General features: G+C 64.0%; 21 protein-coding genes. 20 read left to right on the plus strand and 1 reads right to left on the minus strand.

Annotation, left to right across the window (positions count from 1 at the left end; genetic code table 11):
- Positions 1-53 precede the first annotated feature (53 nt).
- The 12 genes from KUL25_RS03625 to ugpC all read left to right on the plus strand — a co-directional run bounded on the left by KUL25_RS03625 (position 54) and on the right by ugpC (position 10,856).
- Positions 54-929 carry an AAA family ATPase gene (locus KUL25_RS03625; protein ID WP_257891684.1) on the plus strand — a complete coding sequence of 292 codons (876 nt, stop codon included), beginning with the start codon at positions 54-56 and terminating at the stop codon, positions 927-929.
- The gene (locus tag KUL25_RS03630; RefSeq protein WP_257891685.1) at positions 926-2,107 is read left to right on the plus strand and encodes a vWA domain-containing protein; all 1,182 of its coding nucleotides are present in this window, start codon (positions 926-928) and stop codon (positions 2,105-2,107) included. The genes KUL25_RS03625 and KUL25_RS03630 overlap by 4 nt, the downstream gene beginning before the upstream one ends.
- On the plus strand, positions 2,104-2,883 hold the full coding sequence (locus KUL25_RS03635; protein WP_257891686.1) for an XdhC family protein: 780 nt from the start codon (positions 2,104-2,106) through the stop codon (positions 2,881-2,883). The genes KUL25_RS03630 and KUL25_RS03635 overlap by 4 nt, the downstream gene beginning before the upstream one ends.
- Positions 2,870-3,478, plus strand: coding sequence for a nucleotidyltransferase family protein (locus KUL25_RS03640; RefSeq protein WP_257891687.1), 609 nt, complete (start codon positions 2,870-2,872; stop codon positions 3,476-3,478). The genes KUL25_RS03635 and KUL25_RS03640 overlap by 14 nt, the downstream gene beginning before the upstream one ends.
- A 108-nt stretch (positions 3,479-3,586) precedes the next feature.
- Entirely contained in the window at positions 3,587-4,042 is a 456-nt protein-coding gene (locus KUL25_RS03645) for an SRPBCC family protein (protein WP_068361970.1), read from the plus strand.
- Positions 4,023-4,952 carry an XdhC family protein gene (locus KUL25_RS03650; RefSeq protein ID WP_257891688.1) on the plus strand — a complete coding sequence of 310 codons (930 nt, stop codon included), beginning with the start codon at positions 4,023-4,025 and terminating at the stop codon, positions 4,950-4,952. The genes KUL25_RS03645 and KUL25_RS03650 overlap by 20 nt, the downstream gene beginning before the upstream one ends.
- 109 nt (positions 4,953-5,061) lie before the next feature.
- Positions 5,062-5,853 (plus strand): DeoR/GlpR family DNA-binding transcription regulator, encoded by a 792-nt coding sequence (locus tag KUL25_RS03655; RefSeq protein WP_257891689.1) that lies wholly within the window; start codon positions 5,062-5,064, stop codon positions 5,851-5,853.
- A 69-nt stretch (positions 5,854-5,922) separates the two neighbouring features.
- Positions 5,923-6,294: a methylglyoxal synthase gene (locus KUL25_RS03660; protein WP_257891690.1), complete on the plus strand. Its 372-nt coding sequence runs from the start codon at positions 5,923-5,925 to the stop codon at positions 6,292-6,294.
- A 298-nt stretch (positions 6,295-6,592) separates the two neighbouring features.
- Entirely contained in the window at positions 6,593-7,894 is a 1,302-nt protein-coding gene (locus tag KUL25_RS03665) for an extracellular solute-binding protein (protein ID WP_257891691.1), read from the plus strand.
- Positions 7,895-7,989: 95 nt separating this feature from the next.
- Positions 7,990-8,871, plus strand: coding sequence for an ABC transporter permease subunit (locus KUL25_RS03670; RefSeq protein ID WP_257891692.1), 882 nt, complete (start codon positions 7,990-7,992; stop codon positions 8,869-8,871).
- A gap of 12 nt (positions 8,872-8,883) precedes the next feature.
- Positions 8,884-9,789, plus strand: coding sequence for an ABC transporter permease subunit (locus KUL25_RS03675; protein ID WP_257891693.1), 906 nt, complete (start codon positions 8,884-8,886; stop codon positions 9,787-9,789).
- Between the two features lie 17 nt (positions 9,790-9,806).
- The gene (gene ugpC / locus KUL25_RS03680) at positions 9,807-10,856 is read left to right on the plus strand and encodes a sn-glycerol-3-phosphate ABC transporter ATP-binding protein UgpC (protein ID WP_257891694.1); all 1,050 of its coding nucleotides are present in this window, start codon (positions 9,807-9,809) and stop codon (positions 10,854-10,856) included.
- On the opposite strand, the gene KUL25_RS03685 is transcribed toward ugpC, so the two are convergent.
- Positions 10,853-11,707, minus strand: coding sequence for a LysR family transcriptional regulator (locus tag KUL25_RS03685; RefSeq protein WP_257891695.1), 855 nt, complete (start codon positions 11,705-11,707; stop codon positions 10,853-10,855). The two genes, ugpC and KUL25_RS03685, sit on opposite strands and share 4 nt — an antisense overlap.
- Positions 11,708-11,832: 125 nt before the next feature.
- On the opposite strand from KUL25_RS03685, the gene KUL25_RS03690 reads away from it, so the two are divergent.
- The 8 genes from KUL25_RS03690 (at position 11,833) to KUL25_RS03725 (ending at position 21,623) form a co-directional block, all read left to right on the plus strand.
- Positions 11,833-13,170 carry a serine hydroxymethyltransferase gene (locus tag KUL25_RS03690; RefSeq protein ID WP_257891696.1) on the plus strand — a complete coding sequence of 446 codons (1,338 nt, stop codon included), beginning with the start codon at positions 11,833-11,835 and terminating at the stop codon, positions 13,168-13,170.
- Positions 13,171-13,270: 100 nt separating this feature from the next.
- Positions 13,271-14,209, plus strand: a complete 939-nt coding sequence (locus tag KUL25_RS03695; protein WP_257891697.1) for a metal ABC transporter solute-binding protein, Zn/Mn family — start codon at positions 13,271-13,273, stop codon at positions 14,207-14,209.
- Entirely contained in the window at positions 14,206-15,018 is an 813-nt protein-coding gene (locus KUL25_RS03700; protein ID WP_257891698.1) for a metal ABC transporter ATP-binding protein, read from the plus strand. Before KUL25_RS03695 ends, KUL25_RS03700 begins: the two co-directional genes overlap by 4 nt.
- A complete protein-coding gene (locus tag KUL25_RS03705) occupies positions 15,018-16,217 on the plus strand; it encodes a metal ABC transporter permease (protein WP_257891699.1) in 1,200 nt (399 codons plus the stop codon). Before KUL25_RS03700 ends, KUL25_RS03705 begins: the two co-directional genes overlap by 1 nt.
- A gap of 1 nt (position 16,218) precedes the next feature.
- Positions 16,219-17,145 (plus strand): metal ABC transporter permease, encoded by a 927-nt coding sequence (locus KUL25_RS03710; RefSeq protein WP_257891700.1) that lies wholly within the window; start codon positions 16,219-16,221, stop codon positions 17,143-17,145.
- Between the two features lie 53 nt (positions 17,146-17,198).
- A complete protein-coding gene (locus KUL25_RS03715; protein WP_257891701.1) occupies positions 17,199-18,020 on the plus strand; it encodes a tryptophan 2,3-dioxygenase in 822 nt (273 codons plus the stop codon).
- Between the two features lie 8 nt (positions 18,021-18,028).
- Positions 18,029-19,204 carry a kynureninase gene (kynU, locus tag KUL25_RS03720; protein WP_257891702.1) on the plus strand — a complete coding sequence of 392 codons (1,176 nt, stop codon included), beginning with the start codon at positions 18,029-18,031 and terminating at the stop codon, positions 19,202-19,204.
- 196 nt (positions 19,205-19,400) lie between these two features.
- Entirely contained in the window at positions 19,401-21,623 is a 2,223-nt protein-coding gene (locus tag KUL25_RS03725; RefSeq protein WP_257891703.1) for a heavy metal translocating P-type ATPase, read from the plus strand.
- Position 21,624: the final 1 nt, after the last annotated feature.

The raw sequence follows: 21,624 nt of genomic DNA on the forward strand, positions 1-21,624 counted from the left end.
CCCCGGACCCCCTCCGGAGTTTTTCTGGCAAGATGAAAGGGACAAGAGCGTCAATGACCTATCGCGCATTGCAGGAAGATATGGCGGCCTGTGGGTATGTTGCCTCGGACGATCTGGCCGTGGCCTTGCAACTGGCGCTGTCGCTGGGGCGGCCGTTGTTATTGGAAGGGGCGGCGGGCGTTGGCAAGACCGAGGTCGCGCGCACGCTGGCCACGGTCAAGGACACCGCGCTGATCCGGTTGCAGTGCTATGAGGGGCTGGACGCGGCACAGGCGATTTACGAATGGAACTACCAGCGCCAATTGTTGACGATCCGCGCGGCTTCCGAGGCTGGAGAAACGGGTAAAACCGTGGAAGAGCGCATTTTTTCACGGGAATTCCTGTTGGAACGTCCGCTGTTGGCGGCGATTACGCAGGACGTCGCACCCGTTCTTCTTATAGATGAAATTGATCGCGCGGACGAGGAGTTCGAGGCCTACCTTCTGGAAATCCTGTCGGATTTTCAGATTTCCATTCCTGAGCTTGGCACCATCACGGCCACCACCCGGCCGATTGTGATCCTGACCTCCAATGGCACAAGGGATCTGTCTGACGCCCTGCGCCGCCGGTGCCTGTATACCTACGTTGAATATCCCGATCGTGCGACGGAGCTGGCGATCCTCAGGGCGCGCTGCCCAGAGGTCGAGGCAAGGCTCGCCGATCAGATCGTGGGGTTCGTGCAAAAGCTGCGCGAGGAAGAGTTGGAGAAGACGCCGGGTGTGGCCGAGATGCTTGACTTCGCGGCGGCGCTGATGGGGCTTGGCATTGCGGACCTGACCGATGATCCGGCTATTTTGCAATCCACGCTCACCACGCTCTTGAAGACCCAAAGCGACCAGGCGCAGATCACGTCCGAGGTTGCGGGCCGCATTGCGGGCAAGGCGGCATGAGCCGGGTCACCAAGTTCGCCGGTCGCGACCCCGGTCCCGCGGCGCGCGTCGCGGGTTTCATCGCCCATCTGCGCCAGAATGGTTTGCGCCTGGGCGTGGCGGAGGCCGACGTTGCCCTGGCCGCCCTGACCCATGTCAACGCCATTCGCCCCGACGACGCGCGCCGTGCGCTGCGGGCCGTTTGTACCGGATGCAAGGAAGAGGCCGAGCGGTTCGATGATCTCTTCGATGGTTTCTGGATGGACATGGGCCGGGTGAAGCAGAAGGTGATCCCGAAGCAAACCGCCACGGCGAACGATGATGTCCATTCCTCGCGCGATGCCCAGGGCGAAGACGCAGGCGCCAGCGGCAGCGCCACCGCGCCAGATGCCGAGGGCGGAGAGGCCGACAGCGACGGCACCGGAAAGCTGATCGCGACCCGGCAGCGCAACCTCAATCGCCGCGACCTGCGTGATCTGGTGCGCCCTGAGGAAATCGCCGAGGCAGAAGCGGTCGCCCGCCGCCTTGGCGCAGCCTTGCGCGACAGACGCTCTCGCCGCCGGATCGCGGCGCGCAGGGGCGACCGGCTGCACTTCCGCAAGACCATCCGCCAGAGCCTTGCGACTGGCGGCGAGCCCCTGCGCCTATTGCGTAAGAAGCGCCCGGACCGGACCCGCAAGATCGTGGCGCTGTGCGATGTCTCTGGCTCGATGAGCGTCTATGCGCAGGTATTCCTGGCGTTTCTTGCGGGCCTTTTGCGTGCTGACACGGCGGCGGATGCCTACCTGTTCCACACCCGCCTTGTGCGCATCACCGAGGCGCTGCGCGATAAGGATGCGATGCGCGCGATCGGGCGAATGTCGCTGATGGCTGATGGATTTGGCGGCGGCTCCAGGATCGGACCCTCGCTGATGCGGTTCGCGGACACCTACGCCAAGCGGTTTGTCGATGGACGCAGCGTGGTGCTGATCCTGTCGGACGGCTACGATACCGAACCGCCCGCACAGATCGACGAGGCCCTGGCAAAGCTGCGCAAGCGAGGCTGCAAGATCATCTGGCTCAACCCCCTGAAAGGGTGGGCGGATTACGCCCCGGTGGCCGAAGGTATGGCGGCAGCCTTGCCCCATCTGGCCGCCTTCAAGGCGGCCAATACGCTGGCCGATCTTGCGGCCCTGGAAGCGGAGCTGGCCAGCCTATGACGCCCGCAGAGATCCTTTCCGACGATCTGGCCGAAGCGGCATCGGCCCTGCGCGCCAAGGACGAGGCCTTTGCCTTCGCCACCATCGTGCGTACGGCGGGATCCACGGCGGCGAAACCGGGGGCCAAGGCCTTGCTGAGCGCCGATGGTACTATCGTGCAGGGCTGGCTTGGGGGCGGTTGCACACGGGGCGCGGTGAAACGTGCCGCGCTGGAGGCATTGAAAAGCGGCGTACCGCAACTCGTGTCCGTCGCGCCCGAGGATTTGTTGGCCGAAAAGGGCGTGGCTGCCGGGGACGAGGTCGACGGCACTCGGTTCGCACGTAACGGTTGCCCGTCGCGGGGCACGGTCGACATCTTTATCGAGCCGTGCCTGCCCACGCCGCAACTCGTGGTCATGGGAACCTCGCCGGTGGCGCAGGCACTGGTCCGACTGGCACCCCAGTTTCATTGGGCCATTGCCGCCGATCCAAGCGTGGCGAAGCCGGGCCAAAAGCGCTTCATCGTGGTGGCGACCCAAGGGCAGGGCGACCTGGACGCCCTGACCCAGGCGCTCGCCGCCGGGGCCGACTACGTGGCCTTTGTGGGCAGCCGCCGCAAATATGCCGTGCTGGCCGAGAAGCTGGCGATGGCGGGGGTGGATCAGGGCGGCATCGACGGGGTGCAGGCGCCAGCAGGGCTCGACCTGGGGGCCGTGACGCCGGAAGAGATCGCGCTGTCGATCCTGGCGCAACTGGTGCAGACGCGCCGGGTGGCGGTGAAACATGCCGAAGCATGACGTTGCGGTCATCGTGTTGGCGGCGGGCCTGTCGCGGCGCATGGGTGCGCGCAACAAGTTGCTTCTGCCCGTGGGGGGCTTGCCGATGATCCGCCATATGGTGGGTGTCTATGCCCGGATCACTGCGCGACCTGTCATCGTCGTCACCGGCCACGAGGCGCCCGAGATCGAAGCCGCGTTGGCGGGCAGCGGGGCGGACATCGTTTTCAACCGTGATTACGCGCAGGGCCAACCCACATCGGTGGCCTGTGGCCTGCGCGCGGCGCCAGCGGATTTGCCTCTTCTGATCGGCCTGGGCGACCAGCCATTGCTGAGCGCTGAAGACCTGCGTGCGCTGATCGCCGCGCATCTTGCGGGTGACCGGGACCGCATTTCGATCCCCTTGCACAACGACCGGCGCGGCAATCCGATTGTCATCCCCGCAGCCCTGCGCGCGCGTCTTCTGGAAGATCCAGCCTCGCCCGGGTGCAAGAAATTCACCCGCGCTCACCCCGAGCACGTGCAGTTTCACCCGCTGAGCGCCCCGGGCTTCTATGCAGATATCGACACGCCCGAGGCCTATGACGCCCTGAATGAAGGCGCGTCCCCATGTTAGCGCTCAGACGCCTCGCAAGTCGTTGGCGCCGAAAAGCGGCGCTTACCCCCGCGCAGGCCGAAATCCTGGCCTCGATCAAATTTCCCTGTTGCTAAGAAGGACATCGCAATGGAACTGGCAGACGAAATCATCATCAACGCCCCCAAGGACGTTGTCTATGCGGCCCTTAATGATCCTGAAATCCTGAAGCAATGCATCCCCGGATGTGAAGAGCTGACCAAGCATTCCGATACGGAGCTGGAGGCCAAGGTGGTTCTGAAAGTCGGCCCCGTGAAGGCCAAGTTCAGTGGCGATGTGCAGCTTGACACCACGGGCGCGCCAGATGCGTTCTCGCTGACGGGGCAAGGCAATGGCGGTGCGGCGGGTCATGCCAAAGGCGGCGCGGATGTGACGCTGACGGCCGATGGCCCGGATGTGACCATTCTGCGCTATGAAGCCAAGGCGGACATCGGCGGTAAACTTGCCCAGTTGGGCAGCCGCCTGATCCAGAGCACCGCGAAGAAGCTGGCCGCCAAGTTCTTCAAATCCTTCGCCGAGGTCGTCAATGAAGACGCTGCCGCCTGACAGCCTGACCTACGCGGAACATGCCTCGGACGTGATCGCGTCGGCGGCGGCGCTGGTGCGTGCGGATCGGCCGTTCGTGTTGATCACGTCGCTGGCGATCGAAGGGGGTGCAGCACGAGAGGTGGGCTCGCTCGCGCTGGTGGATGAGGCCGGAGAGATGACCGGGTATCTGTCGAACGGCTGTATCGACAGGGACATCCGCTTGCAGGCCCAGGACGCTCTTCGCAGCGGGTCGAAGAAGCTGATCCGCTACGGCGACGGCTCACGATATGTGGATCTGAAACTGCCTTGCGGCGGGGCGCTGTCGGTCTTGATCGATCCGGCCCCCGATCGCGCCGCGATCGTGGCGGCGGCGGCGGGATTCGCCGCCCGTGAGACCGTGTCGTTGCGCTTTGACGGCCCTGAAGAGGATGCGCCCGTCCTGACGCGTACCTTCACCTATCCGCCCCGCCATCGGCTCGTTCTGGCCGGGCGCGGGGCGATCTTCCGGGCGATGGCGCAGATCGGCGCGGCAACGGGCTATGAGGTACATGCAATGTCCCCCGATGCCGCCGATCTTGAGGCCGTGGCACCCGTGCTGGACGCCGCCCCGATCCATTTGACCTCTCCGAACGCCGCGCCGCGCCTTTCCATGCTGGATGCCCATTCGGCCTTCCTGACCCTGTTCCATGACCATGATTGGGAGCCCGCCTTGCTGCGCGCCGCCCTGGACACGGAGGCACGGTTCATCGGCAGCCTTGGCAGCCAGCGCACCCATGCCCTGCGCAAGGAAGCGTTGCGGCAGATGGGCGTTGACGCGGCATCTCTGGCGCGCCTGCGCGGGCCTATCGGCTTGGTGCCGTCGTTGCGCGATGCCTCCTCCATTGCCGTGTCGGCCCTGGCCGAGGTCATTGCGACCCTGCGCCCCTAGCGCTGGTTCGCGGGGGGCTTTGCCGGGGAGGCCCTTTCGTGATACGAATCTGATATCAAACGATAATTGAAGCAGCCCCCCCGCGCGGGCTGAAAGGGGCGAACGATCCGTGCCACAGGGGTTCAGGCAAGCCGAGATTCTGGACATCGCCGCACGCGATGGCAAGGTCACCGTCGATGGTCTGGCCGAGCATTTCTCGGTCACGTTGCAAACCATCCGCCGTGACCTGTCCGAGTTGGATCAGGCGGGTCTGCTCAAGCGCGTTCACGGCGGGGCGATGCCCGCCTCGGGCAGCCGCAATTTTGCCTATGAAGACCGCCGCGCGTTGCAGACCGAGGCCAAGGACCAGATCGCGCGCGCCTGCGCCGCCGCCATTCCCGATGCCTGTTCCATCTTCCTCAACATCGGCACCAGCACCGAGGCCGTGGCCGAGCGCCTGAGCCAGCACGAAAACCTGCTGGTCGTGACCAACAACCTCAATGTGGCGCATATCCTGTCGCAAAGTCCGGGGGTAGAGATCTTCGTGACCGGCGGCACGCTGCGTCGGGCGGACAATGGCCTGATCGGGTCCCTGGCCATCGATACGATCAACAAGTTCAAGTTCGACTATGCCGTCATCGGCTGCTCGGCGCTGGATCTGGACGGCGAGGTGCTGGATTTCGACGTGCAGGAGGTGGGCGTCAGCCAGGCCATTGTCGCGCGGTCCCGCAAGACCTTCCTCGTGGCGGATCATTCCAAGTTCGAACGCAGCGCGCCCGCGCGGATCTGCTCGCTGGCGCAGATCGACGGGTTCTTTACTGACAGCCCTCTGGCACCGGATCTGGCCGAGAAGTGCGCCCAATGGGGCGTGGACGTTCACGTCAGCGGTCCGCATGAGGCACCGGACGCCGCTCAAGGGTGACGACGCCCAAGGGTGACGCCGCCCATGGCCTGCGCTATGGCTCTGATAGCCAAAGCGGAGACAGCCCCCATGACCACCATCGCCCTCGTGGCCCACGATCAGAAGAAAGACGCACTTGTTGCCTGGGCCAAGACCCATGAGGCCGCGCTTCAGCGACATACGCTTTACGCGACGGGCACCACGGGCGGGCGCTTGCAGGCCGAGACGAACCTGACCATCACGGCGCTGAAATCAGGGCCCCTTGGCGGGGACGCGCAGCTTGGCGCGATGATCGCAGAGGGCAAGCTGCCGGTGCTGATCTTCTTCATCGATCCGCTGTCCGCGATGCCCCATGACGTGGATGTGAAGTCCTTGATTCGGCTGGCAATCCTCTACGACACGCTTCTGGCGGTGAACGAAGAAACCGCCGCGGCCGTGATCGCGTCGCTACCTGCGACCTAAATCCCCTTGTGAAAGCCATGTGACACCCTTGTGACGGGCCAGCGTGCAAAGCGTCACACGCACGTCACCCGTAGTGCGTAGCTGGACCGTGCCGGAGGGCAGGGGGCAGCGGGGCATCTTAAAGCTTCGTAATCGTTTGCACTCTTCCGTTGTGTGTGTAGTCTTCCCCTGCGTGATGATCCGGGGGGACGCGTACTTTGTGACCCGGCAATGAGATCAAGCCGCCTCAGTCCGACTGGGGCGGGATAACCCGCATCCTGCGGTCCAATGATGGCCGCGTCACTATGGGAGAAAGAAAATGAACCTCAAGAAAACCGTTGGCCTCGGCCTTGCGTTCGGCCTGATGGCCGGAGCGGCCCAGGCACAGACCGAAATCGAGTTCTGGCACGCCATGGGCGGCCAGTTGGGCGAGACCGTCGATCAGATGGCCGCAAACTTCAACGCCAGCCAGGGTGACTACGTCATCACGCCGGTTTTCAAGGGCACCTACGAGGAAACGCTGACCTCCGCCATCGCCGCCTTCCGCGCGGGCGAGCAGCCCAACATCGTGCAGGTCTTCGACGCGGGCGCTGCCACCGTGATCGGTGCCCAGGGCGCGACCGTTCCTGTCGAGCAGCTTCTGTCTGACAACGGCGTGGCGTTTGACCGTGAAGACTACATCTCGGGCGTGCGGAACTTCTATGCCGACGCCGATGGCCAGATGATCGGCATGCCGTTCAACTCCTCCACGCCGATCATGTATTACAACGCCGACGCCCTTGAGGCCGCTGGCGTGACCGCGCCCGCCACTTGGGAAGAGTTCGCCGAAACCACAGCGCCTGCGCTGCTGGAAGCAGGCTACATCCCGCTCGCGCAAAGCCACCTGCCGTGGATCTTCACCGAGAACTTCTTCTCTCGCCACAACCTGCAGTTCGCCTCCAACGACAACGGCTACACCGGCGTCGACACCGAGATCATGGTGAACCACCCCGCCATCCGCGCGCATTTCAACGCGCTGACCGAATGGCAGGAAGCGGGCTACTTCGAGTGGTACGGCACCGGCTGGGGCGACAACCAGGATCCGTTTGAGGCGGGCGAAGTCGCTATGTGGCTTGGGTCTTCCGGCTCGTTCGGCGGCATTGCCGACCGCGTGGACTTCAACTTCTCCGCCGCCATGCTACCCTACTGGGAAGCCGTGACGACAGAGCCCACGCAGACCTTCATCGGCGGCGCGGCGCTGTTCGCAATGTCCGGCTTCGACGCAGCCGAGAACGAGGCCACGGCCGCTTTCTTCGACTACCTCGCCTCCACCGACAACCAGGTCTTCTGGCACGTCGCAACGGGTTACGTTCCGATTACCACGGCCGCCTACGAGGCCGCAGCCGAGCAGGGCCACTACGAGGAATTCCCTGCTGCGGAAGTTGGTGTTCAGCAGTTGCAGCTGCCGGCGGGTGAGTTCACACGCGGCTACCGCATGGGCTTTTACGTCCAGATCCGCGACGTGATGAATCGGGAGTACGGCCGCATCCTGACCGGTGAGACATCCGTGGAAGACGCGTTCGAGACCATCGAAGCGGAAGCCAACGAGCTTCTGGCGCGCTTCGCTCAGACCCAGGGTTAACGCCGTTAACCGTTAAGACTGCACTGGCCGGGTCCCACGCCCGGCCAGTTGCCAACCAAAACACGACCAAACGAGCCTCAGGGGGATAGACGACAGTGAAACGCGCCGCATTCGGGCATATCAGCTTTCCGATCTTGCTGCTTTTGCCGCAGCTCGTGATCATCGCGATCTTCTTCTATTGGCCCGCCGGGTACGCCTTGCAATCCTCTTTCTATCTGGAAGACCCGTTTGGCTTCGGCTCCACCTTCGTGGGCATGGACAATTACACCCGCCTTGCCAGCTCATCGTCCTATATGGACGCCGCCTGGTTCACGCTGATTTTCACCTCGCTCGTGACGTTCTTCGCGCTTGCCATCGCTCTGTTGCTCGCCGTCAAGGCTGACAAGGTGATCCGAGGCGCGCGCACCTACCGCACGCTGTTGATGTGGGTCTATGCCATCGCGCCCCCCGTCGCGGGCCTGATCGGCGTCATGTTGTTTGACCAATCGCGCGGCAACATCACGCAACTTCTGGGCATGATGGGCATCGAGTACCGCTTGGGCGTGAACTACTGGGATACCGCGTCCGCGATGATCACCGTCTCGATCTGGAAACAGATCCCCGTGAACTTCATCTTCTTCCTGTCGGGCCTGCAAGCGATCCCGCAATCGGTGCGGGAGGCCGCGATGATCGACAATCGGTCCGGCACGCGCCGGTTCTGGGACATCACGTTCCCGCTGCTCGCCCCCACAGGCTTCTTCCTGCTGATCATCAACATCACGTATTCGCTGTTTGATACCTTCGGCATCGTGGACACCATCGTGAAGGGCCAGCCCGGCAACAACCCGATGACCCTGGTCTACCGCGTGTTCGTGGACGGCTTCCGCGGGCAGGATCTGGGCGGTTCATCGGCGCAATCCGTGGTCCTCATGGTGCTCGTCCTGATCCTCACAATCGTGCAGTTCCGCTTTCTGGAACGCCGAATACACTACACATAGGGGGCTTGAGATATGGCTGAAATCTCTGAAACCCAAGTCGCCGCGACGGCGCCAACACGCCCTGTCAAGCGCATCCGTTGGGATACGATCGGCGACCATGCGGTCCTGATTGCGGGCGCACTTTTGATGCTGGTGCCGGTCTACATGGTCTTCGCGACCTCAAGCTGGGACGCCATCACGATCCACCGTGAGGGCATGCAGTTCGGCTTCGGCGAAGACATGGGCGTGAACTACAACGCCGCCCTGTTCGAATACGGCGGCTTCACCGACAGCGTGAATGGCGTCACCATGCTGGCCAACTCGATGATCCTGGGTCTGGGCTTTGCCATCGGCAAGATCATCGTCGGCATGATGGCCGCCTATGCCATCGTCTACTTCCGCCTCCGGTTTGCCACGCTGGCCTTCTGGATGATCTTCACCACGCTTCTGTTGCCGCTGGAGGTGCGCATTTTGCCATCCTACGAGGTCATCACCGCGATGAACCTTGGCAACACCTACACCGGCCTGATCGTGCCGCTGATCGCCAGCGCCACGGCGACCTTCTTCTTTCGACAATATTTCCGATCCGTCCCGGAAGAACTGATCGAGGCCGCGCGCATCGACGGGGCAGGGCCGGTCAAGTTCTTCATCGACATCCTCGTGCCGCTGTCGAAAACCATGATCGCGGCGATGTTCATCATCATGTTCGTCTTTGGCTGGAACCAGTACCTCTGGCCGACGCTGATCACCACGGACGAAAGCCTGTTCACCCTGGTGCGCGGCATCCGGCAGATCATCCAATCCTATGCAGACGGGTCCGAGACGCCGGACTACGGTCAGGCGGCGGCGCTGGCGATCATCGCCATGACGCCCCCGGTGCTGATCGTGGTCTTCTTCCAGAACTGGTTCGTCAAGGGCCTCACGGAATCCGATAAATAAAGAGAGAACCATATCAAATGGCACAAGTTACCCTGAACCAGGTTCGCAAGATCTACCCCAACGGCGCCGAGGCGCTGGAGCCCTCGACCTTCACCATCCCCGATGGCGAATTGACGGTCCTTGTCGGCCCCTCGGGCTGCGGCAAGTCCACCCTTTTGCGCATGGTCGCGGGGCTGGAAGAGATCACCGAAGGTGAGCTGTCCATCGGCGACCGTATCGTCAACGACATCGATCCCGCCAACCGCAACATCGCGATGGTGTTCCAGAACTACGCCCTTTATCCGCACATGTCCGTGGCCCAGAACATGGGCTACGGGTTGAAGAACCGGGGCATGGACAAGGCGCAGATCGCGGCGAAGGTCCGTGAAGCCTCCGAGATGCTGCACCTCGACGAATTCCTCGACCGCAGGCCCTCGCAACTCTCGGGCGGGCAGCGTCAGCGCGTCGCCATGGGCCGCGCCATCGTGCGCGACCCGGACCTGTTCCTGTTTGACGAGCCGCTGTCCAACCTCGACGCCAAGCTGCGCAACCAGATGCGGATCGAGATCCGGGCGCTTCAGCGTAGGCTTGGCACCACGGCGATGTATGTGACCCACGATCAGGTCGAAGCGATGACCATGGCCGACCGGATCATCGTGCTGAACGCAGGGACAATTGAGCAGATCGGCACCCCGAACGAGATTTATGAACACCCCGCCTCCACCTTCGTGGCCTCCTTCATGGGCGCCCCGCCAATGAACCTTTTGCGTGGCGATGCCAAAGGCGGCGCGGTCACGCTGAAAGGCGGCCAAGACGTCCCCCACGCCCGCGCCGATGGCCATGACGGCCCGATCCAGGTCGGTATCCGCCCGGAAGATACCTGGCCCGATCCGGCCGGAGACCTCGCCTTCGATGTGGATATCATCGAAGAGTTGGGCGCGCAGCGTCTGCTTCACGGTCACGTGTCGGGGCAGGCGTTCTCGGTCGCGGTGCCCAAAGACAAGGAGGCCGGCACCGGCAATATGCAGCTGTCGGTCAAACCCGGCGCGGTGCATCTGTTCGATGCCGACAGGGGTCGCCGCCTCTAGGCCGTCAACACTGCCGTTACCGCCGCCGCGTCGGCTGCGCTGAACGCAGGCCCAAGGCTCAGGATCAGGGCGCGCCCGGTCCGCGCGTCCTGTGGCAAGGGGCGTACAAGGCTGCCGTCGGCCAGGGCGTCTTGCACCAGGAAGCCATGGCCCATCGCAACGCCTGCGCCGGATCTCGCCTCGGCCAGGGTCAGCGAATATAGGGAATAGCGGGGCCCGTCTTCCGCATTGGGCAGGCGGACGCCGCAGGCCGTCGCCCAATCCCGCCAATCCCGCATCCAACTGGCGTCGTGCAGCAGCGTCTGCCCGGCAAGATCTTCGGGCGCGGTGATCTGATGCGCAATCTCAGGGGCGCATACCGGGAAGATCACGTCGTGTGCCGCCACGACCCCAAGCTTTGCCGACCCGCCTTCTGCGGGCCCCAGAAACAATGAGATATCGTAGAGGTCACGCAACATGTTGGGCGCCGTTTCCAGCGCATGGACCGAGACCTGCCGGGCCCCGAGTGCGGTGCGGATGGCCTTGAGTCGCGGGGTCAACCAAAGCTGCGCAATGGCGGGCAGGGTGGCGATGGTCACGGGGCCTGCGGGGGCGCTTCGGCGCAGCTCGGCCACCGCAAGTCCCAGCGCGTCGAAGGCGTCGCGGAACGCACTTTGCACGCGCGCGCCTTCTTCAGACAATCGCACACCGCTGCTTTGCCGTACGAACAGCGGCACCCCGGCCCACTCTTCCAACGCGCGGATATGCTGCGACACGGCGGCGGGCGTGACGCTCAACTCTTGCGCGGCGGCCCGAAACCCGCCGCAACGCGCGGCGGCCTCGAATGCGCGAAGCGCATTGAGGGGGGGCATTTGGGGACGATGGGGGGCAACGGGCATAGGCTTAGGTTTTCTGACTGAGATTTTCAGGTTATCTCGTTTGCGCGCCCGTCGTCCAGTCGCCATGATGGTGCCAGTTCGACAGAAAGGCCTTGCCCATGACCCTCGCTCTTCGCCCTTGGGTGCCCGCTGCATCCGAGACCCTCGTCCAGCGTTTTGCCGGACAAACGGCCGCCGCCCCCAGCGCCGAGATCGCCGCGCGCCTGGATGCCTTGGGCGTCGAAAACCGTCGTATCCATGAACAGGCATGTTTCAACCTCAACCCGGCCACCAACGTGATGAACCCGGCCGCCGAGGCGCTTTTGGCCAATGGCATGGGCACGCGCCCCTCGCTCGGCTACCCCGGCGACAAATACGAGATGGGCCTGGAGGCCGTTGAAGAAGCCGAGGTGATCGCAGCCGAGCTTGCCGCCGAGGTCTTCAATGCCAAGTTCGCCGAGATCCGAGTGGCCTCCGGCGCCATGGCCAACCTCTACGCCTTCATGGCGACGTGCACACCCGGTGACACGATCATCGTGCCGCCTGCCGCCATCGGCGGTCACGTCACCCATCACACGGCGGGCTGCGCCGGGCTCTTCGGGTTGCGAATCATCGAGGCACCGATCGATGCGAATTGTTATACCATTGATATACCCAGTCTCGCCGATCTGGCCGCGCGCGAGCGGCCCGCGTTGATCACCTTGGGCGGGTCGTTGAACCTGGTGCCGCATCCAGTGGCGGCGGTGCGGGCGATTGCCGATGACGTGGGCGCGAAGGTTTTGATGGATGCCGCGCACCAATGCGGGCTTTTCGCGGGAGGCGCGTGGCCTGATCCGCTGGCCCCCGAAGATGGAAGGGCGGGTGCGCATCTGATGACAATGAGCACCTACAAAAGCCTTGGCGGGCCTGCCGGGGGATTGATCGTCACCAACGACGCGGACATTGCCAAGCGGCTGGATTCCATTGCTTTTCCCGGCATGACGGCAAATTTCGATGCCTCCAAATCCGCCGCGCTTGCGCGTACGCTGCTGGATTGGCGGGACCACGGCGCGGCCTATGCCGCCGAGATGGTGCGGACCGCTCAGGGCCTTGCCAAGGCCTTGCAGGACAACGGAATGCCGGTGTTCGAGACGCGCGACGGCCCCACCCGGTCCCATGCTTTTGCCGTGCCTGCCCATGACTTCGGGGGCGGGCAGGTGGCGTCCAAACACCTCTATCGTGCGGGCATCATTGCCTGTGGTATTGGCATTCCGGCACCTGAAATCCGCAATGATATGAACGCGATACGCTTTGGCACGCCTGAGACGACGCGCTTTGGCGTGGGGCAGGGACGCGATGATCTCGCGACCCTCGCCAGCCTGATCGCGCGCGCCCTGCGCAGCAAAACGCCCGAGGATCTGGCGCCGGAGACGGCAGTGTTCCGCGCAAAGTTCAGGGATTTGCATTACGTCAGTTGAGCGATCTTGTTTTTGCAAGTCACTCGCAAGTTTCTTGACTGAAATGCGAGTAAGTCGCATATACACCTGTGACGGCATCCCCTTCAGGAGTCTCACAGATATGATCCGCACGCTTTCCGTTCTTGCTGCTACCGTAACGCTCGTGGTGCCCGCCCATGCGCAGGAGCCGCTCACCATCGTTGCCACCACCGGCATGATCGCCGACGCTGCGCGGCAGGTGGGTGGAGATCTCGTGGAAGTTCAGTCACTTATGGGGGCAGGGGTGGATCCGCACGCCTACCGTCAGACGCGCTCGGATATTGTCGCGACGGCGCGCGCTGACATGGTCCTTTGGCATGGCCTCTACCTGGAGGCGCAGATGGAGGAATTCCTGCTGGAACTGGCCGAAACCAACACCGTCATTCCCGTGGCCGAGGCGCTTCCGCGCGACGTTTTGCTGACGTCCGAGGGTTACGAGGATCGCTTTGACCCCCACGTCTGGATGGACCCCACGCTTTGGGCGGATGTCGTGCAAGTCGTGGAGGGGGCGCTGAGCGACGCACTGCCCGAAGCCGCCGAAACCTTCGCCGCGAATGCAAGTGCCCACGGGGCCGAGATCGAAGCGCTGATCGCCTATAGCAACACGGCCCTCGCTTCTGTCCCGGAGGCCTCCAGGGTGTTGCTGACGGCGCACGATGCGTTCAGGTATTTCGGTGCGGCCTACGGCTATGAAGTCATTGGCATTCAAGGGATTTCCACGGAATCCGAGGCAGGCTTGCAACGGATCGGAGAGTTGGTGGATCTTCTGGTTAGCCGCGACGTCGGCGCGGTCTTCGTGGAATCCTCGGTTTCGGATCGTAACATCCGCGCCTTGATCGAGGGGGCCGCCGCACGCGGCCATGAGGTTGTGATCGGCGGAGAGCTTTTCAGCGACGCCATGGGCGAAGAGGGCACCTATGAAGGCACCTGGATCGGTATGATTGACCACAATGTCACCACCATCGCCCGTGCACTGGGTGGCGATGCGCCCGAAGGCGGCATGCAAGGATTACTGGAATGACAGATCTGAAAGTGCTGCAATCGCCCGCGACCCTTGACCCCGCCAGCCCGCTTGCGGTGCGGGGTTTGACGGTGTCCTACGGCGAAAAACCGGCGCTGTTCTCGCTGGATGCGACGTTCCCTGCGGGCGCCATGTCGGCCATCGTGGGGCCAAACGGGGCGGGCAAATCCACGTTTCTCAAGGCGTCGTTGGGCCTGATCCCCAGAGTTTCCGGCGAGGTCACTGTCTTCGGCCGCGAGGTCACGCGTGCCCGCGACCGTATCGCCTACGTGCCGCAGCGCGCGTCGGTGGACTGGGATTTTCCGACAACCGCCATCGATGTGGTGCTGATGGGCCTATACGGGCAGCTTGGCCTATGGCGTCGGATCAGCGGCGCCCACAAGGCCCGCGCGCGGGCCTGTCTGGACCGCGTCGGCATGGCGGATTTCGCGGATCGTCAGATCGGCCAGCTTTCCGGCGGGCAGCAGCAGCGCGTCTTCCTCGCCCGTGCCTTGGCGCAGGACGCTGATCTTTTCCTGCTGGACGAGCCCTTCGCGGGTGTCGATGCGGCCACGGAAGCGGCGATCATCGACGTGTTGAAATCCCTGCGCGCCGAGGGGCGCAGCGTGATTGCCGTGCACCATGACCTGTCGACGGTGACCGCCTATTTCGACCATGTCCTGCTGGTGAACCTGCGCCGCATCGCCGAGGGGCCAGTGGCCACGGCCTTCACCGCCGACACGTTGTCGGAGACCTACGGCGGGCGCCTTGGGGCGGTCCAGATCGACAGTCTCGCGCTGACAGCGGCCCCAAAAAAGTCGGGGGTCTGATGTCCGGTTTCCTGCAAGCCCTGTTCCTGCAAGCGGGCTATAACGCGGCGCTTGTCGCCGTGGGGGCGGCGCTTCTGGGCTTTGCGGCCGGGGCAGGGGGCAGCTTCCTGTTCCTGCGCAAACGGGCCCTTGTCTCCGACGCCGTGGCGCACGCGACGCTTCCGGGCGTGGGTCTTGCCTTCATCGTGATGGTCGCCTTGGGCGGGGATGGGCGCAGCCTGCCGGGCTTGTTGATCGGGTCTGCCCTTTCCGCGTGGCTGGGACTTCTTGCCGTCGGCTGGTTGGTTCAGCGCACCCGCCTGTCCGAGGACGCGGCGATTGGCGCGGTCCTGTCGGTTTTCTTTGGCTTGGGCATCGTGTTGCTGACGGTCATCCAATCCATGAGCCAGGGACGACAGGCAGGGCTTGAGGGCTTTCTTCTGGGGTCCACCGCCGGGATGTTGTTCCAAGACGCGATACTGATCGCGGGCGGCGGCGCGGTGGTGGTGGCGCTGATCTGGCTACTGCGGCGGCCGATGACGATGGTCGCCTTTGATCCGGGGTTCGCCGCCGCGCGCGGTGTGGATGTGCGCCGCGTGGATCTTGCCATGATGGGCCTTGTCCTGGCCGTCACGGTGATCGGCTTGAAGTTGGTGGGCCTTATTCTGATCGTGGCCTTGTTGATCATCCCGCCCGTCACGGCGCGCTTCTGGTCCGAGCGCGCAGAGACGGTGGTCTGGACGGCGGGTGTTATCGGGGCGGTGTCGGGCTACGTCGGCGCGGCGCTTTCGGCGTCGGCGCCCGCGCTGCCCACGGGGCCGATCATCGTGCTGATCTCGGCGGCGCTGTTTGCGCTGTCACTGCTGTTCGCGCCGGCCCGGGGCGTGCTGGCCTCGGTTCTGTCGCGCCGCGCCTTCCAGACGCGCGTGCACCGCAGGCAGGGCCTTTTGGCGCTGAGCCGGGCCGAGCCGATCCATGATCCGCTCACCGTGAAAATTCTTCACCGGGAGGGGCTTATGCGGGCTGACGGGGTCGCCACGGACGCAGGCCACGCGGCGGGTGCGAAAATCTCGCGCGACGAGCGACGCTGGTCGATTGCCCGAAAACAACACTACGATACCGCGCTGACGGGCCGCTATGATGGCCTCACGCCAATCGAAGACGTCTTCACTGCCGATGAAATCGCCCATTTCGATGCGGCCCTGCCGAGGCGTGTGTGACATGGGATCAGAGTTCGTCCAGTTTTCCCTAACCCCCATCCTCATCGGCATTTTCGCGGCCATGGCCTGCGCGCTGCCGGGCAATTTCCTGATCCTGCGCCGCCAAGCGTTGATCGGGGACGCGATCAGCCACGTGGTGCTGCCGGGCATCGTGGTGGCGTTCCTGATCACCGGAACCGTGCGGACGTGGCCGATGCTGTTGGGGGCGGCAGGTGCGGCGCTTGTCGCGGTGATCCTGATCGAGGCGGTGCGCCGATTGGGCAAGATCGAACCGGGGGCGGCGATGGGCGTCATCTTCACCTCACTCTTCGCGGGTGGCGTGTTGTTGCTGGAGCAATCGGACACGTCCTCGGTGCATCTGGACGTGGAACACGCGTTGATGGGCAATCTGGAGCAATTGATCTGGCTTCGCGCCGACGGCTGGGGGTCGCTGCTGGATCTTGTCGCGCTCTCGTATCTGCCGCCCGAACTGACGCGTATGGTGATCGTTTTCGCGATCATCGCGGCGTTGACGGCCGTCTTCTGGCGGCCGCTCAAGCTGTCGAGCTTTGATGAGGGTTTTGCGCGGGCCCTGGGCCTGCCGGTCACGTTGATCGGGCTGGGGCTTGTGGCCTCCGCCGCCGCCGCCGCCGTAGCGGCGTTTGATGCGGTGGGCTCGATCATCGTGATCGCCATGTTCATCTGTCCCCCCGCCGCGGCCCGATTGATGACCAATCGCCTGGGTGTGCAGGTCGCGTGGAGCCTTGCGTTCGCCACCCTTTCGGCGATCTTCGGCTACGTGCTGGCAGGGTATGGACCGCTCTGGATCGGGGCGGAAAGCTCGGTCTCGGCGGCGGGGATGGTGGCGGTGGTCTCGGGTCTGATCCTGGCTGCCGCTTGCCTCTTTGGTCCCGCCCGGGACCGTATCGGCGTGGCTGTGGGCGGCTGAACTGGACGGCTTGCTGCGCGACGGATAGGAACGGGGGGCAATCGGAGGAGCCCATGGCCGAAAATCCCGAAGACGACGGCGCGCGCATGTCCTTCAAGGACGCGATGAGCTACGGTGATTACCTGTCGCTGGATCCGATCCTTGGCGCGTCCAAACCTCTTTCTACCGCCCATGACGAGATGCTGTTCATCATCCAGCATCAGACCTCGGAGTTGTGGATGCGCCTGGCGCTGCATGAGTTGGACGCCGCCCGCACCGCCTTGACGCGCGGTGATTTCCCGCCCGTTTTCAAGATGCTGACCCGTGTCGCGCGGATTTTTGAGCAGCTCAACAATGCCTGGGACGTGCTGCGCACCATGACGCCGTCGGATTATACCGAGTTTCGCGAGGACCTGGGCCAATCCAGCGGCTTCCAATCGCACCAGTATCGGCTGATCGAATACATCCTGGGCAACCGGAACACGGCAATGATGCGGGTGCATGAACACCGCGTGGATCTGCACCGAATGCTGACGCAAGAGCTGACACAACCTTCGCTTTACGACGTCGCCGTTGCGCGGTTGGGCGAGGCGTTGGGGCGCGATCTTCCAAGCGGGGCGCTGGATACGCCCCACGTCGCGCAACCGGCAATCGAGGACGCCTGGGCGCAGGTCTATCGCGACCCGGAAGCCCAGTGGACACTATACGAATTGGCCGAGAAGCTGGTTGATCTGGAGGATTACTTTCGCCGCTGGCGCTTCAACCACGTCACCACCGTCGAGCGCGTGATCGGCTTCAAGCGTGGTACTGGTGGCACCTCGGGCGTGGCATATCTGCGCCGGATGCTGGAAGTGGAACTGTTTCCGGAACTTTGGAACGTGAGGGGGCAGCTATGAGTTTGCCGATGAAAGAGAAATTCGTCCTGCCGGAGGGGATGATCTACCTTGACGGAAACTCCCTCGGGCCGCTGCCCGTGGGCGTGGAAGAGGTGGTGTCCCGGATGATGCGCGACCAATGGGGCGCGCATCTGATCAAGGGGTGGAACGTCGATGGCTGGATGGCGCAGCCCGCGCGCGTGGGTGATATGGTCGGGCGTCTGATCGGGGCGGAGCCGGGCTCGGTCGTGATGGGCGACACGCTGTCGCTGAAGGTCTACCAAGCGCTGTCTGCGGCGTTGCAGATGCGGCCCGAACGCAAGGTGGTTCTGTCGGATAGCGGCAATTTCCCCACCGATCTTTATATGGCAGAGGGCTTGATCCGGCAGTTGGACGCGGGCCATGAGCTGCGCGTCGTGGCCCCGCAGGAAGTGTCGGACGCGATTGACGATAGCGTCGCTGCCGTGATGATCACCCAAGTCGATTACCGCACGGGCCGCGTCCATGACATGGACGCGATCACCGCGAAAGCGCAGGCGGCTGGGGCGGTAATGATCTGGGATCTGGCCCATTCTGCGGGCGCCCTTCCGGTGGATATGGCAGGATCGGGCGCCGAGTTCGCCGTGGGGTGTACCTACAAGTATCTTAACGGTGGCCCCGGCGCGCCTGCCTTTATCTACGTCCGCCCCGACATCGTTCATGACGTTGACCCCGCGTTGGCGGGCTGGCTTGGCCATGAGGCGCCGTTCGCCTTCGACCTCGACTACCGCCCCGGCGCAGGCATCGAGAGGATGCGCGTGGGCACCCCACCGGTGATCCAACTGACCGCACTGGAGCGTGCCTTGCAGGTCTGGGATGGTGTCGACATGGGCGATATCCGCGCGGCCTCCATCGCGCTGTCCGAGCAGTTCATCGCAGAGGTCGAGGTCGCCTGTCCGGAACTGACCCTTGCCAGCCCCCGCGATGCCAGCGCGCGCGGCAGTCAGGTTTCGTTCCATTTCGAGCAGGGCTACGCCGCCATGCAGGCGCTCATCGCGCGCGGGGTGATCGGCGATTTTCGCGCGCCGGATATCATGCGCTTTGGCTTCACGCCACTCTATCTGGATTCGGATGATATCTCTCAAGCTGTCGATATCATGTCGGAAATTCTGCGTGACAGGCTTTGGGATGCGCCGGAATACACGACGCGGCAGCGGGTCACGTAAGGCCCACCTTGCTTCACTTTACACCCGCTGCGGAACGTGGGGGCGGCGATGACCACGTTGAGGGATCGATGGGTCATGCGGCCGGAAATCGCGCCTGAACAGCGCTGACATGTCTTTCGACATCTGAATCGAGGAGGGGTTGAGCTTCCAGTTACTGGAAGGCCTATATGATGGATACACCATTGGGGAATCTGCCATGTCGTCCACTTCCGTCAGCCTGTCGGTCCAAGGCCTCAACTGCGCGTCTTGCGTGGGCCGGGTGGAGCGTGCCTTGGCAGCCGTACCGGGCGTGGGCGAGGTCGCCGTCAACCTTGCGTCAGAGACGGCACAGATCACCTACAACGACCAGGATGTCACCGCAGAGGTGTTGGCGCGCGCCGCCACCGATGCGGGCTACCCGGCGCAGGTGATCGTCAGCACCTCTGCGCAGGCCCCCGACAAGACCGATGAAACACAGCATGCCTTCACCCGCATGTGGATCGCGCTGGCCCTGACACTGCCGGTCTTCGTGTTGGAGATGGGCGCGCATATGGTGCCAGCAATCCACCACGCGATCGCGGCAACAATCGGACAGCAGGGCTCTTGGTTCATTCAGTTTGCCTTGACGGCGCTGGTGCTCGTGGGGCCGGGCCGGGTGTTCTATCGCCTGGGCGTGCCCGCGCTGCTGAAGGCGGCCCCGGACATGAACAGCCTTGTAGCGTTGGGGACGGGGGCGGCGTTTGGCTATTCGACGCTGGCTACATTTGCACCCGCAATGCTGCCAGCCGCCTCGCGCGCCGTCTATTTCGAGGCCGCCGCCGTCATCGTCACGCTGATCCTTTTGGGCCGCGCCTTGGAGGCCCGCGCCAAGGGCCGGACCGGCGCCGCGATCCGCGCGCTCATTGGCTTGCAGGTGCGCGAGGCTCGGGTGCTGCGCGATGGGGTGACCCAGGATATCGAGATCGACGCGATTGTCGTGGGCGACATCGTCGTTTTGCGCCCCGGAGAACGGGTGCCAGTGGACGGCGAAGTCGTTGAAGGCACCTCGTTCGTGGACGAGGCGATGATTACCGGAGAGCCGGTTCCGGTCGAGAAATCAGAGAGGAGCCTGGTCACGGGGGGCACGGTGAACGGGGCCGGCGCGCTTCAAGTCCGGGTAACCCGCGTGGGCGCGGATACCACGCTGTCGCAGATCATCCGCATGGTGCAAGAGGCCCAGGGCGCGAAGCTTCCGATCCAGGCACTGGTGGACCGGGTCACGATGTATTTCGTGCCCGCCGTCATGGTCGTGGCTGCGCTGACGGTGGCGACCTGGCTGATCTTCGGCCCCGATCCGGTGCTGACCTACGCGCTGATCGCCGGGGTCAGTGTTTTGATCATCGCGTGTCCCTGCGCCATGGGGCTGGCAACGCCGACCTCGATCATGGTGGGTACGGGGCGGGCGGCTGAACTGGGTGTTCTGTTCCGAAAAGGCGCGGCATTGCAGGGCCTTAGCAAAGTTCAACTGGTTGCCTTGGACAAGACCGGTACGGTAACGGAAGGGCGGCCCGAAGTGGTGGATGTGCTGCTGGTGGACGGCGTCACCCGAGAGACCGTCCTTGCGTTGACCGCCGCCGCCGAAGCCGCGTCCGAGCATCCGATTGCCAGCGCCATCGTGCGGGCGGCCAAGGGGGTGTTCGCCGCCAGCGAGGTTGAGGTCCTGCCCGGCAAGGGGCTGCGGGCGCAAGTCGGTACAGCCAAGGTGACGGTCGGCTCTGACAGGTTCCTGGCAGAGGAGGGGATCGATACGACGCCCCTCGCACAGGCCGAGGTCGAACATACCGCGCGCGGTGAGACGGTGGTATTTGTCGCTATCGACGGTGCCTTGGCTGCGATGATCGCGGTGGCGGACAAGGTCAAGCCGTCAAGTGCGGCGGCGATCAAGGCGTTGCGGGCCCAAGGTTTGCGGGTGGCGATGATCACGGGCGACAAACGTGCCACGGCAATGGCGATTGCGGCGCAAGTCGGCATCGACGAGGTGGTGGCGGAGGTTTTGCCTGACGGAAAGGTTAACGCCATAAAGGAGTTATGCGCGCATGGGCCGGTTGCCTTTGTGGGCGACGGGATCAATGATGCGCCCGCCCTTGCGCAGGCTGACGTGGGCATCGCGATCGGGACTGGAACGGACGTGGCCATTGAAAGCGCGGATGTGGTGCTGATGTCTGGCGACCTGAGCGGGGTGGCCACGGCCATCGAGGCGTCGCGCGCCACGATGGCCAATATCCGCCAGAACCTTGGGTGGGCGTTTGCCTATAACACGGCGCTGATCCCTTTGGCGGCGGGCGCGCTCTATCCGGCGACGGGCCTTTTGCTGTCGCCCGCTTTCGCGGCGGGGGCGATGGCGTTGTCGAGCGTCTCGGTCCTGGGCAATGCGTTGCGGCTCAAGAAGATGGGTGAATGAA

The organism is Gymnodinialimonas phycosphaerae (genome assembly GCF_019195455.1).
GTDB lineage: Bacteria > Pseudomonadota > Alphaproteobacteria > Rhodobacterales > Rhodobacteraceae > Gymnodinialimonas > Gymnodinialimonas phycosphaerae.